Here is a 13699-nt window from a genome sequence, read left to right as displayed (position 1 = left end):
ACATGGTTAGAACAATACCCGGCCTTGCGACATTCCAGAAGTTTATTGTTTTTATGCCGAGCCATAACACGCCGTGATACTCGATGCGGCTGCGCAATGTCGCCGGGTCGGCAGACTCCTCACTCATTTCCCCATCAGACGGCCAATCTGTTCGCGCAGCCAGCAATGCGCCGGGTCTCCCGTGACGCTTCGGTGCCAGTAGCCATGAGACTCGAGTTCGGGGAGATCGAACGGCAGCGCCAAGATTCGTGCGTCATACCGCCGAAGAAGCGTGAGCGGCGCGGTCAGGACGAGATCGGTTCGCATGGCGATCAACGGTGCCACCAGATAATGCTGAACCCGGGTCTGGATGGTCCGCCTAAGCCCCAGTTTGTTGAGTTCCGCGTCGACAAGTCCGAGTCCCTGCCTGCGACTGGACACATGAACATGGCCCAGTCTGAGGTAGTCGTCGATAGTCAGCTTCTTTTTCGTGAATGGATGGTCGCGGCGGAGCAGGCACGCATACCGCTCGCAGCCCAGCGGTTCCTGCTCCAGATGCGGATCGTCGATCAGGGGAACATCGATCGCCAGATTGATCGCGCCGTTGGCTAGCGCTTCGGGGACTTCCCGGCGCGTGGTGAAGTAGCTCTCGATCCGGATGCCGGGCGCCTCGCGTTGCAGAACCTCCTCCAGCGCGGGGAGCAGGATGGCCTCTGTCAGGTCGTTCATGCTGAGCCGGAAGGTCCGCTGCGACGACGCCGGATCGAAACGTTCAGCGGCATGGGTGCTCGAGTCCAGCAGTTGAAGCGCCTCGCGGACCCGGCCAATAATGTTCTCGGAAACAGGTGTGGGCAGCATCCCGGCCGGCGTGCTCACAAAGAGCTGATCGTCGAACGTCTTGCGCATGCGCGACAAAGCGTTGCTGACCGCGGGCTGGGTGATGAACAGCAATTCCGCCGCACGCGTGAGATTTCGCGTTCGATAGATGGCTTCGAAAACAATGAAAAGATTCAGATCGATCTTTGACTGGCGCATTATTTGAATTCCCTGAGGCACGCTTGAAGTGGCGCCGTCCCGCGTTCGTTTGCACAGTATGGTAGCCGAGTCTATCGATGGCACCAGGATAAACGAATGGGCCTCAGGCAGTGACCCTCCTCATCCCATGCCACCGGCCGATGCAACTCGTGCGAGCCCGGTGGATGGCGGGGTTAGGTGTCGGCGCAATGGAATTGTAATATTACAAAAAACGTGCGCCCTTGCGTCGTGTGGCTACCTGGAGTCACTTAGTTATGCTTTGCAAGCCAGTTGTTAAAGAGCAGTCAGACGAGACTGAAGTCGAGGCCGTGCGAAATCTAAAAATGCCCTTAGCTTGAGCGGCACCGGCAATTGCCCAGTATGTACGAGGCTGATCGGAAGTGGTGGTGGTTCGAACTTTTCCAGTACGAGCCGTAATTTCCCTTCACGCACGGCCGCCTCTGTCTGATAGGACAAAACGCGCGTCAGGCCAACGCCGAGTACTGCTGTGTCGACGGCGGATTCTGCAGTATTGGTCACAAGGCGCGCGCGGATTTGCACTGTACGTTCGGTTTTCCCCGCAAAAAAATTCCATGCACGAGTCGATGCCAGCCCTTCGAATGCGATGCATGCATGATTCGCCAGTTCGTCCGGTTTGGCAGGAACCCCATGACTCGCCAGGTAAGCCGGGCTCGCGCATACGACCAGGCGCAATTGCCCGACGTTCACAGCCACGAGCGTGCTGTCTGGAAGTGGGCCAATACGCACAGCAACGTCAATATGCTCTTCCAGCATGTTTGTGCTGCGATCCGTCAGGAACAGGCGGGCGTCGATCTCGGGATAGTGGACCAGAAAGTCCGCCAGTACAGGTGCCACATATAGTCGCCCGAAAACCACGGGAGCAGTAATCACAAGATATCCTCGTGGCACGGCGTATTCCCCCGTCGCCGTACGTTCGGCCTCTCCGACTTCCTCAAGGATACGGCGACAGGATGCGACATACGCGGCACCGGCCTCGGTTAGAGAGAGCTGCCGCGTTGTCCGGTTCAGCAGACGGGTTTTCAGATAGACCTCCAGCTCGCCCACCTTGCGGCTGACCGTCGGCAGCGGGATATCCAGCCGGCGAGCCGCGGCCGACAGACTCCCGGCCTCAACGACTTCGATCAGGATGGACATTGCTTCGAGCCGGTCCATTATCCTCTCGACATATGGAAGAAAGATTCTCGATATTAGCGGATTCTCCTGAAATCAGGGAGTCCGTAAGATCATCTCCAGTCGTTCACTGCAACGTCTTTCTCAAAGGAGAGGTCACGATGTCGTCCCATATTCCTACCCCCGCTACTATCGCCGACGCTCCGGCCGCGTCTCACGGTCTGCTCGAAGCCGTCAGCAAGCAACTGGGCGTTGTGCCGAATCTGTTCCGCATGGTTGGCAACAGCCCGGCGGCACTCGAAGGCTATCTGAGCCTGATGGGTGCGCTCGGCAAAGGCGAGCTGTCGGGGCAGACGCGTGAGCGTATTGCGTTGGCAGTGGCGGAGATCAATGGTTGCGATTACTGCCTGTCGGCACACACGTACCTCGGGAAGAACGTCGCGAAGCTCGACGACGCCGAAATCACCGCGAACCGCAACGGTGGTTCGAACGATTCGAAGGCCGCCGCCGCTGTGCTGTTCGCGAAGAAGGTGACGGCCGAGCACGGCCGCGTGTCGGATGCTGACCTGCAGGCAGTCAAGGTTGCGGGCTACAGCGATGCTGCCGTGATCGAGATCGTATTGAACGTGGCGCTCAATATCTGGACGAACTACATCAACACAGTTGCCGGAACCGAAATCGACTTTCCCGTCGTACATGCCAGGACGGCATAACGCGCAGGGCTGAGGTCGATACCGCCGGGGCTATAAGCGTCGGCGGTATCCGTTTTACGGCGCAAACTGAACTGGACGGTGGGCAAAATGGGCAGTTCGCGGAAATATCCCAGTGACGTGGCGTTCACGTCTTCCGTCAAGCTGTTTCAAAAGCGCTACGGTTCGCGAGAAGCCTATGCGCATCGCGAGCAGGAAGGTGCGTGGGAGACCACCATCACGTCTGAGTGTGCGGACTTTATCCGAAAGCAGACGAGCGTATTCTTCTCAACCGCAAACGGCGATGGGCAACCCTATATCCAGCATCGTGGCGGCCCGCCTGGATTCCTGCATGTCGTCGACACGAAGACGATCGCGTTCGCTGATTTTTCCGGAAACAAGCAGTACGTCACGACCGGGAATCTGGCCGACAACCGGAAAGCTTTCCTGTTCCTGATTGACTATGCGCGCCGCCAGCGGATCAAGATCTGGGGTGAGGCATACATCGACGAGGATGCAAAAAGGGTCGCCAGTCTGACGCCTCGGGATTATCGAGCCCGTGCCGAGCGAGCCATCGTTTTCGAGGTTTCATTGTGGGATGCCAATTGTCCCCAGCACATCCCGCAACGCTTCGAGGCAGCGGACGTTCAGGCGGCATTTGATGAACGGGATAAGCGTATTCGCGAACTGGAAGCGGAGATCGACCACTTGCGTGAGAGAGTCAGTGCGTGACGGAAATGAGTGCCGTCAGTGGCAGTGCAGCAGGTGATTTCGTTTTCCAATGAAGAAGCTTGCAGCGGCTATAAATTTTCCAACATCGTACGAGGGCCGTTCCAGGCGTGTCATCCGTATTGTTCGGCAGGTTTTTCTTCCATTCTGTGAAAGGAATCGGTCTGCTTATAGTCAAGGAAACAGGAAATGAATATATCCGTTACCGGATTCTTGGGCATCCTTCAGCATTGCCGCCGCGAATTCCTCAAGCGACCCATATGTAAACCATGCCGGGTACTTGTCCGCGAATGGACCTGCGTCTGATAGCCCCCAAGTGAGATGCACGTTGACGTACGAGCCATCCGAAAAGTCCACAAGGACGTCACCCTTGCCAAGCCGCCTGCCCATGACGGTGGCTTGGCGGCCACAGCGAGGATGCCGCCCGGTCACGTCCCTATCTAATAGCCGATCTGCAGTCCAAGAGGTTCTGTCTCCATAGCCAGAGGGCTCCACGGAACCGTCCAGTTCAATTTAGGCGTGGAAGTCGAATGTCTCAAAATGGCCGAGGGCGTGTGGAAACTGCTTTTTGATGGCTGCAAGCGAGTTTGCCAGCCCGATCAATCGAGTTTGGCAGATCGGGGGCGCGCTAGCGTAACGTATCAAGCGCAAAAAGCCCCTCAGGGCCTTAGCTTTCAGCCCTTCTCATCGCCTTTATTGTCCCGGCAACTCCTAGTATTTTCATGACGCGCTTCAGGTTGTACGCCAATACCTGGAGACTTATTTCGGTGCTCACCCATCCGAGCGTCCGGGTCAGGAAGTGCGTCGCGCCCATCCAGTGCTTGAGGGTACCGAATACATGCTCAACGGTGCTTCTTCGGATGGTCATTGCATCAGGCTTGCGGTCGAGTCGACGCTGCATGGCTTCGAGTACATGTTCGTGCTCCCATCGTCAGATGCGGCGATAGTCGCTGGGCGAACATCGATCCTTGAGATGGCAACGCGGACATGCGCTCGGCCAGTACACGTTCAGATTCATACCGTTCTCCACGGTCTTGAATCGAAGAACTGCGCGCTCGCCGGCGGCGGCATCGATACTCATCGTTCCTGGCAACGTAGATGAAGTCGCGTTTGGTAAAGAGCCCTTTCTTCCTCGACGCTGAGGTGAGCGGTTTCGGGACATACGTGGCGATGCCGGCCAGTTCACACGCGCGGATGTCCGGACCACTGAAGTAGCCACGGTCAGCCAGCACCTTCAGTCTTAGCTTGCCCATCGCGTTCCTCGCCGACAGAGCTATCCTGCTGAGTTGGCCGTGGTCACCTCCAATATTCGTCACCTCGTGCTCGACAATCAGATGATGCTTCGTATCCACGGCCGTCTGGACGTTGTAGCCGACGGTGCCGGTTCTCTTGCCACCGCTGGTCATGGAACGGGAATCCGGGTCAGTAAGCGACAACTGTTTGTCCGGTTCTTTCTTCAGTTGCTCCCTGATCTGCCCGAGTTCACGCATCCGCTGACGCAAGAGCGCGATCTTCTCGTACAGGAGAACAGTCTTCACATCGAAGCCTGTCGGGCTGGTCCGGTCTGCGGTTTCAATCATGTCGAGATATCGCTGAACGCTTTCCTCGATCTGCTGCTGACGCTTGTCGATCTTGCCTGCCGTGTAGTTCCTGTCACGGCTGTTCACAGCCTTGAACTTGCTGCCGTCGATTGCCACCATGTCGCTGGATAGCAGCTTCAGTCCGCGACATAGTTCGACGAAACGACGGCACACGTTGCGAATAGCCGATCCGTTGTCGCGGCGAAAGTCGGCGATCGTCTTGAAGTCTGGCGCCAGACGTCCTGTCAGCCACATGAACTCGACATTGCGTTGGCATTCACGCTCAAGACGCCTGCTAGACGGAACCCGGTTCAAATACCCGTAGATATAGATCTTGAGCATCATGCCCGGATGATAGGACGGGCGGCCTGTGAGCGCCGGCGTGGTACCGTTGAAGCCGAGTTCCCCAAGGTTCAGTTCGTCAACGAAGGCATCTACCACCCTTACTGGGTTGTCCTGTCCGATGAAGTCATCGACGCATTCGGGAAGTAGTGCGACCTGTTTGCGGTCATCGCCCTCAGCGAATCGCTTCACGAGTCACCCGATCTCAACGCGTTGACTCAGTTTAGGCGACAAATGCGTTTTCACACGCCCTCGGCCGACTCGTGCCCGACGACCAAGCTCAGACGCCGCCCAGTGATGAATGGCACGCGCGGAAGGCGCAGCTCGAGCCGAGGCGGACATCCAGCCCAAAGTTGCACCGATGTCGCCTTTCAGGTCGAGGCAGTTATTTTGTATACCTTAGCTGTTCAAAGCAAAGGTCCAAACAGTCGGGATTCAACGCCGCCTTTGCGAATGGTACGAGTGGTCGTGCTGAAGGCGATGATCGAGCTGCGCTACCAGTCCGGCTCGCCGCCCGCCCCTGTCGTGCCGATCTCCCCTGTCGCGAGCGCAAACGACGCAGCCGCGGACAGCGCCGCGCTGTAGCTGTCCGCATAGGCATTCTGAGCGGCGATCAACTGGTTCTGCGCGAGCAGCGCATCGGTAATCGAGCCGACGCCGTGGTGGTACGCGGCAAACGCTGCGTCATAGGTGGTCTGTGCGGCGGCAACCAGCGCCTTCGCGGCATCGTTCGAGGCGAGGCTCGTGGAGAGTGCGCTCTGTGCGGAGACCACCTGTCGGACCGCCTCCTCCCGTGTCCGCGTCAACTGCGCGGACGCGCTGTCCGCGTCATTGCGAGCTTGCATCAGCATGGCCGAACGCAGCCCGCCGTCGTAGATCGGGATCGTCACGCCGACGAACACGCTGCCGCTGCGGCGGCTGCCGCTCAGGTTCACCGTTGCCGCCTGATCGCCGACCGGCGGAATCGCGGTAATCGCCGTGCCGCCGGTGCCGTACGCCGCGGTCGCGGACATGAACACCTTCGGCATGAACGCGGCCTTGGCCACACGGATCTTCGCCTGATTGGCCTGTTCAAGCGCATACGCACTCTGCACGTCCGGCCGCCGCGCGATGGCATCGGCGACAATCTCGTCGACTGACTGATGCAGCGCCGGCGACAGCGCGCGCGCCGGCAATGGGGCAATCGTCGGCTTCGATAACGGCGAGATGCCGAGTGCAGACACGAGGTTCAGATAGCTGTCGGTCAGCGCACCATCGGCCTGCACCTTCGCAAGATTCGCCTGCGCGCAGTTCTGTGTGGCCTGGGCGACTTCGACGATCGTGCCGACGCCGCGCGTCATCTGTGCATGCGCTGCTGCGACGATGCCATCCGCATTGTCGAGCGCCTGTTGCGCGGTTTTCTGTCGGGTATAGGCCGCTTCGTACCCGTAGTACGCAACGCTTACGTTGTGTATCACCTGCTGATGGACGGCCGTGAACGCAATGTTTGCGGCAACTGACAGCTGCGTGGCCGCCTCGACACGCGCACGGCGTCCGCCGAAATCAAACAGCAGCCATTGCAGCGCGAGCACGGACACGGTGCCGTGAATGTCGGAGTTCGACGACACATTGCCAATCAGCGTGTTCGACGACGCGCTAGCGGCCTGATATCCGCCCATTGCGGTCGCGACAAGTTGTGGCAGATAGGCTGCCTTTGCAATGCCCGTCGCCAGAGCCGCATTGCGCGCATCGTTCCATGCAATCCGCGTGAGAGGATTCGCGGACTCCGCGAGATCGATCAGTTCGGGCAGCGTGTATGCATGGTTCGCGTCGAGCGCCGCCGCGGGTTCGACGGTCGCGAGCCCGGTGCTGTTCGGCAGCGTGTAGCCCGCGTGTGCGGACTCGGCATGAGTGCGCGGTGGGCCTGGCACGATGTCACCGGCCGCGTTCGTCTGCGGTTGCCACGGACGGTCGGGCGCCGTGGGCGCGAGATCCAGCGAAGACGTCGCGCATCCCGCGAGTCCGGCGACGGCCAATGCAATGAGCCACGGCGTCGGTTCAAGCGCGCGCATCGGTTGCCGCCTCCTTCATGATGGAGTCCCCAGTGCTTGTGCGGGCGACATCGGCAATCCGGCGGAACCGCTCGTCGATGACGCTGAGCAATGCGTCGAGGCGTGGGTCGGCGGCGCGGTCAGTGGTGGAATCAGTATGCAGCGTTAGCTCTGGTGCTGTTGTTGGTGCTGGCGTTGGCTCTTCCGCTTGCATACTTGCGCTGCGATGGGTGGCGTCTGCCTGCGCGAGCCCGTCCGTCTCGAGCCGCCCTGCCACTTCGTGCAGGCGCGCATCGGCGAGCGGGCCGGCACGGGCCGTCGCGAGAGCAAGCGATCCCTCCAGCGCACCAAGCTCCGCGAGCGCGCGCTTGCGGCTCGCGATCCACGCGGGCGCGGGACGCACCCACGATGGCTCGTAGTGAATCAGGCCCAGATTCTGGCGCAAGCCGCCGTACTGCGCGAGCGCCTCTGCGACCATCGTACGGCGCGTGCCTGCATCCGCAACGCGCGCAATCCGTGCCCACTGCGCAATGAGCCTGTTGAGCGCAGCATCGATCGAGCCGGCGATACTCACGGGCCAGACCCGTGTGAACATCAGATACACCACGACATTGCCGATCAGAATGCCAATCGCGCGGTCGCGTGCGAGCGTCAGGTCGAACTTGGGAGCATCCCCCTGGATCACACACAGGTAGAACGCGAACGCGATCTGCATGCCCGCATACGCAATGCGCGGCGAACCCACCGCGACCCACGCGGCCAGCCATGAGCCCGCGAAGACCAGCGCCATCAGTCCTGCAATCGACGTCAGCTGTGGAACCACGTAGACCAGCGCTGCCGTGCCAAGCAAGGCACCGATCAGGCAGCCGATGATCCGCAGCAGCAATTTCTCCACCGTTTCGGCGGTCGTGCCGAGCGACACCATATAGCAGGTGATGAAGCTGGTATGAATGCCCTGCCAGTCGAGTTGCTGATACAGGACGTAGCAGAACATCGCTGCGGCGGTCGTCTTTAACGCGTAGCGGATGTGATCGGGATTGCTGAACGCATCGGCATCGAAGAAGCCGCTACGTGCGGGCGCATGCTCGGGATGAGCCGAGGCCGAGGCGGGTGCCGAAGACATAGACGGAGCCGGAGCCGAAGATGACACCGCCGACCCTTCATCAGCTCCGGCTCTTGCAGCCGCGGCCGAAGCCGGCTGCGCAAAGCCTTCCAGTGCCGCGCGCAGATCGGCGAGCACGAGCGCCGCGAGCGGCGGCAATGGCATCGGCGCCCCAACCTCCAGGGCAGCACCCTCAGGTATCCCGACTGCCACATTCTCCGGATAGCCCCCGGCATCGAGCATCACCGCCATCTGCTCCATCGTCTCGGCAAGCCGCGCTGCGTAGGCCGCGGGCAAACGCGCGCGGGGTTCGCGCATGGCGAGATCCACCGCGACCAGGATCGCCGTCGACGACGCCGCTGCCTGACGCAACGCCGCGCAATCGGCTTCGGTCGAAGTCCCTTCGAGCTTCGAGAGCTTGACCCACGCCATGATCTGGTGATCGCCTTCGCGCACGCATGCTTCGAAGGCAGCCTGCCCGGCCTCGCCAGCGGTGCCCGTCAGGCAGGCGGCGGCGAGCCTCAGACGCCTCGCAAGCTGCGCGCAGGCAAGCCGGCGCGGCGACGGCGCAAACAACAGGTTCACCACAATCGCCACGCCAATCGGAACGGCGACGAAGAGCCACGCATACAGGAGGCCGCGCGTCGCTGCTTCGCCGAGCGGGGCAAGCCCAAGCTCGTCGGGTCCGAAACCGACGATCATGGCCACGATCGCGCCGACCGGACGCAGCTTGCTCGCCGAGGTCGCAAACAGGAACCCCATCGACAGCACTGCCATGCTCGCCACACGCAGCACCGGATCATTGATGCAGAAGATCGCGAAGACCATCACGATCCCGATGATCACCGTCACGAGCAGCATCAACGCGATACACGTGATCACGCTCGTCACCCGGTCGGGCCGGTTCAGGAACAGCACGATATATACCGCCGTCGAGGCTTCCGGGATTCCATAGGCGCTCGTCACGAGCACCGTCAGCGCGCAGATCAGCGCAATACGCGTGACAATCGACGCGCGCCCCGGAAACGCTGCGAGCAGCCGCGCGATCTCGCGCGGCCCAGGCGTGGTGAGCTCATCGGCAGAACTGGCCATGCTGGACCTCGACGATCGCGCTTGCGCCCACCCGCACCAGTCTGCCGTCCGGTTCATCGATCCGCACGCGAACCGGGAAGCGTTGCGCAACGCGTACCCAGTTCACCGACTGCTGCACGTATGGCAGGCCGCGCGGCAGATTCACGCGGTCCGTGTCCGTGATGCCGGCGCCGATGCCGATGACCTTGCCGCGCATCGCCTGCTTGCGGTCGATCATCGAATACACGGTCGCGCAGTCACCTACGGTGATCGCACCAAGCGCGGTCTCGCGGAAATTCGCCACGGCAAACCATTCGCCGGCATGAATCAGCGTGAAGATGGACTGGTTCGGCAGCACCGTCTCGCCGGCAAGAATCACAAGCCCGGTGACATAGCCATCGAAAGGCGCGCGTACCACCGTATCGTCGAGCCCACGCTGCGCGATGGCAAGCGCGGCCTCGCGCGCATGCACGGTGGCGATCGCGTCGGCATCGTCGCCAATCGTCCGCGCAGACGACTGCTGCTGCACCTTTGCTTGCGTGAGTGACACACTTGCGTCACGTTGCGCGACCACCGCCTGATCGAGCTGCTGCGCGGACACGTAGCCCTGCGCTGCGAGCGGCCGCAGCCGCTCGACGCTGCGGGTAGCGAGATCGTAATTGTGGTTGGCCCGCCGGGTCTGGTCAGCGGCGATCGTCGCGTTCGACGTCTCACCAATCAGCGTGCGGTGACGCGTGGCCAGTTGCGCGCGCGCCATTTCAAGCTCGGCCTGCGCCTGCGCGACTGCGAGCCGGTACGGCACCGGATCGATTTCGAACAGCACGTCTCCTTTGGCGACGCGCTGGTTCTCCTCAACAGGAACACGCACGATCCGGCCACCCACCGGCGACGCGACGTGGACAACGTCTGCATCGATGCTGGCGTCGTCCGTAGAGGGGTAACGTGACGACCGGTCGTACGCATACCATAGCGCCGCCGCGCCAAGCAGCACGATCACGATAGCGATCGCGCGGCCTTTCCATACATGCTTGGAATTGACGCCGGCCATTTTCATGTCAGCCTCCCGCGCCGATGGGGCCGCGAACAATAGTGAGCGTGGGAGCGTTGCATCCTATAGCTGCCCCGTACCCAACAACCAGAAGAACACCCCGACGACAACCCCAATCGCCGTACATACAGAAAGTTGATATGGCACGCCATGGACCCAGCCTGAGGCGACAAACGCACGATGTGCGACGACGGCACCTACGGCGCCGGCTACGGCGCTCACCAGCCAGAACGGGAAGTACGCGCCGAAGAGCGCCAATGTCGGTGCGCCATGGGTGACGCAACCGCCAAGCGGCATGGATGCCACGGGCATGTACGCAGCGGAGAACCTGGGCCATGTACGCTGTTTCATCGTTTTCGCGACGGGAACATTGATTGATGATCCACTGATACAACCTGCCTCAGGTGCAACAATGGTTGACCCAACACGTGCCACCACGTTCATAGCTCCGATTCGATTGGTAGCAGTCCCATGAACCAGACGCTTGCACGCCGCGCGAATGAGACATCCGGCTCCGAGTCCAGCGTCGTCACTGTCCCGTCCTCAGCGGTATCGATCCAGACAATCCGGCTCTTGCCGTTTGCATCGGTGCGTTGCTCGACTCGCCAGGCGGCGGTGTCCAGGTTCGGCTCGACGTCGTCGACCACCTGCCCGGCAATCGCCGGACTGTTGCAAAGCACACCGATCTCCGTATTGAGACGGTTCGAACGGGGATCGAGATTCATCGAACCAATGAAAACGGTCTGTCGGTCGAATACATACGTTTTCGCGTGCAACGAGGCCCTTGAAGAACCGAAGAAGCGGCGTTGTGCTTTGACCTTGCTTGAGCCAACCGGCTTCAGCTCATAGAGATGCACGCCCGCTGCAAGGAGATCCTCACGATAGTGCTGATATCCCGCATTCACCGCCACCACATCGGTCGCCGCCAGCGAGTTGGTCAATATCGTGACCTGCACGCCGTGTTCGGTTAAATCGCGTATCCATGCAACGCCTTCTTTGCCCGGCACGAAGTAAGGCGAGATGAGGAGCATCCCGTGCTCGGGCTTGAGGTTCAGGGCCGCGAACTTCGTCATGATGTGGCCCTGCGCGTCGTTCGGGTCACGTGTGATCTTGGATGGGTCGTCGTATAGGAGTGTGGCGTGCCCCCACGCAAAGTTCGTGTCACCCGCTTCGAGTATCTTTGCAAGCCGCGCTCTCGCGTCCACGACGTAGGGCGCGTCGTGTTCCGCCTTGATGTATTCGTCCATCTTCGCGCGGTAATCGCTTAATGCAGACGGCGCTGCCTCATGCCCCATCAACTGCTCGATCGAATAGCTCGATCCGGAGTTCCAGAACTCATCGAAAGCGTTGGAAACGTCGCGGATAATCTGGCCATGCAGGAGGACATCCAGATCACCAAAGGCCACCACATTCGATGCGCCAAAGTATTCGTCGCCGATGTTGCGTCCACCAAGAATCGCGGCTTCGTTGTCCGCAATCATCGCCTTGTTGTGCATGCGCCGATTGACCCGGGAAAACTCAAAGGCCGTAGCAAGCGATTTGAACTGGCGATCCGCGACCGGATTGAATAGTTTTATCTTCACGTTCGGATGCGAACTGATTGCCAGCAAGACCTGGTCATCCGCATTCGTGCCGAGGTCGTCGAGCAGGACGCGCACGCGTACGCCGCGGTCTGCCGCTCCAAGCAATGCCGCCGCCAGTTCGCGTCCGGTCAGATCGTCGTGCCAGATGTAGTACTGCAGATCGAGCGTCCGGTCCGCCGATTCGGCAAGCTCGACGCGGGCAGCAATCGCGTCAACAGGGTCCTGCAGCAGGTGAAACGCGCTTTCGCCGGGGTGATTCTGTTCGCCTCGCGAGAATCTCACGCCGAGCCGCGTGGTGTCCGGGTTTTGCAGCGCAAGAGTTTTCGATTGGCTGCTCTGCGGCGGCAGACTGGCGCATGATGTCAGCACCAGGAAGAGAACGCTCACAATGAAAACATGTAGCTTCACCATCTTCGAACTCTGTCGAAATCTCGAACGGGATGTGGCTTGCCGCGACGCACCATACGCCACCAGCGCGACAGGCGGCGGAAGGATCGTATAAAGTTCGGATGCCGATCAGAAGGCGTCGAAACCGCGATTCTCATATCTCTCCCTTCACCGCCGGTGTGAGCTTGCTGACGAGCGCTTTGGCGACGATGTCATCGGCAATGATCACATTGGATGCGCCAGCGCTTTCCAGAAGCCCTTTTCTCAGCGGGTTTTCACCAGGCACCGCGATCGCGAGAGAAGGGCTCAGCGTATGAGCCAGCAGCGTGATTGCGAGATTGTTATTGCCGTCTGGTGTGGTCACGACCATTGCCCTGGCGCTGTCCAGCCGCGCACGCTTGAGCACGTCGTCGAACGCATCGGGCGAGCCCAGCACGACCATGTGGCCGCTATCCGCCGCCCGGTGGGCCTGATCCTGGTCGCCTACGAGCACGAGAACGGTCTCGCCCGCTTCATGCAGGTGACGTGCGACGTGCTCTCCAAGCGCATGGAATCCGACCACCACCACATGACCGGCCAGATGTTCGAACTTGCGTTCCATGATCCGGTTCTCCCGATACGCCATTACATCGTCGCCCGACAGCATGCCTGTGAGTTTTGAAACCGCAAATCCTCCGATCATCAGTGTCGCAAACATGGCCAGCACCATGAACCACTTCTGAGGTGGATTGAACCCGCTGAAGGCGCCTAGTGTGGTAATGAGGTTGACCCCGTTCCACACGGCCGTAAACAACTTGTCGGGGAAAGGAGAACTGGACTGATCAAGGACGACCAACCCGATGGTCGTGCCGCCCATCAGCAGGACGAGGAGGTTGATCGTGTTGCGAGCGCGGCGGCGCCATTCGCGGATACGGATGCCCCCGAGACGAGGCTCATCGACACGGAAGATCCACATGGTTACCCCGGATAGCCGGACTGATCGAGACAACAGCG

At 60.6% G+C, this 13699-nt stretch carries 10 protein-coding genes and 1 pseudogene; 2 read left to right on the top strand and 9 right to left on the bottom strand.

The window, feature by feature from the left end; all coding sequences use genetic code 11:
• Nucleotides 1-123: 123 nt before the first annotated feature.
• Together F3J19_RS03750 and F3J19_RS03745 are read right to left on the bottom strand one after the other, a co-directional pair.
• Nucleotides 124-1014: a LysR family transcriptional regulator gene (locus tag F3J19_RS03750; RefSeq protein WP_167037794.1), complete on the bottom strand. Its 891-nt coding sequence runs from the start codon at nucleotides 1012-1014 to the stop codon at nucleotides 124-126.
• Nucleotides 1015-1287: 273 nt separating this feature from the next.
• A complete protein-coding gene (locus F3J19_RS03745) occupies nucleotides 1288-2187 on the bottom strand; it encodes a LysR family transcriptional regulator (protein ID WP_167037792.1) in 900 nt (299 codons plus the stop codon).
• Between the two features lie 119 nt (nucleotides 2188-2306).
• Here F3J19_RS03745 and F3J19_RS03740 point away from each other — a divergent pair, with 119 nt between their 5' ends.
• Together F3J19_RS03740 and F3J19_RS03735 are read left to right on the top strand one after the other, a co-directional pair.
• Nucleotides 2307-2858 (top strand): carboxymuconolactone decarboxylase family protein, encoded by a 552-nt coding sequence (locus F3J19_RS03740; RefSeq protein ID WP_167037790.1) that lies wholly within the window; start codon nucleotides 2307-2309, stop codon nucleotides 2856-2858.
• 117 nt (nucleotides 2859-2975) lie between these two features.
• Complete coding sequence (locus F3J19_RS03735) at nucleotides 2976-3566, top strand: pyridoxamine 5'-phosphate oxidase family protein (protein ID WP_345891001.1); 591 nt, start codon at nucleotides 2976-2978, stop codon at nucleotides 3564-3566.
• A 664-nt stretch (nucleotides 3567-4230) separates the two neighbouring features.
• Here F3J19_RS03735 and F3J19_RS03730 read toward each other — a convergent pair.
• The 7 genes and pseudogenes from F3J19_RS03730 to F3J19_RS03705 form a co-directional block, all read right to left on the bottom strand.
• A pseudogene (locus F3J19_RS03730) lies at nucleotides 4231-5677 on the bottom strand (IS1182 family transposase).
• 302 nt (nucleotides 5678-5979) lie between these two features.
• Complete coding sequence (locus tag F3J19_RS03725) at nucleotides 5980-7536, bottom strand: TolC family protein (RefSeq protein WP_167037786.1); 1557 nt, start codon at nucleotides 7534-7536, stop codon at nucleotides 5980-5982.
• Nucleotides 7523-9709, bottom strand: a complete 2187-nt coding sequence (locus tag F3J19_RS03720) for an FUSC family protein (protein ID WP_167037784.1) — start codon at nucleotides 9707-9709, stop codon at nucleotides 7523-7525. Before F3J19_RS03720 ends, F3J19_RS03725 begins: the two co-directional genes overlap by 14 nt.
• Complete coding sequence (gene mdtN / locus F3J19_RS03715; protein ID WP_167037782.1) at nucleotides 9690-10742, bottom strand: multidrug transporter subunit MdtN; 1053 nt, start codon at nucleotides 10740-10742, stop codon at nucleotides 9690-9692. The genes F3J19_RS03720 and mdtN overlap by 20 nt, the downstream gene beginning before the upstream one ends.
• 57 nt (nucleotides 10743-10799) lie before the next feature.
• On the bottom strand, nucleotides 10800-11087 hold the full coding sequence (locus F3J19_RS32515; protein WP_240158724.1) for a hypothetical protein: 288 nt from the start codon (nucleotides 11085-11087) through the stop codon (nucleotides 10800-10802).
• 89 nt (nucleotides 11088-11176) lie between these two features.
• On the bottom strand, nucleotides 11177-12730 hold the full coding sequence (locus F3J19_RS03710) for a phospholipase D family protein (RefSeq protein WP_167037780.1): 1554 nt from the start codon (nucleotides 12728-12730) through the stop codon (nucleotides 11177-11179).
• A gap of 130 nt (nucleotides 12731-12860) precedes the next feature.
• Entirely contained in the window at nucleotides 12861-13661 is an 801-nt protein-coding gene (locus F3J19_RS03705; RefSeq protein WP_205192519.1) for an NAD(P)-binding protein, read from the bottom strand.
• Nucleotides 13662-13699 lie beyond the last annotated feature (38 nt).

Origin of the sequence: Burkholderia sp. Ax-1724, assembly GCF_011752995.1 — a bacterium.
GTDB lineage: Bacteria > Pseudomonadota > Gammaproteobacteria > Burkholderiales > Burkholderiaceae > Paraburkholderia.
Note: the sequence above shows the minus strand (reverse complement) of the source record. Positions and strands in the feature narration are given on the sequence as shown.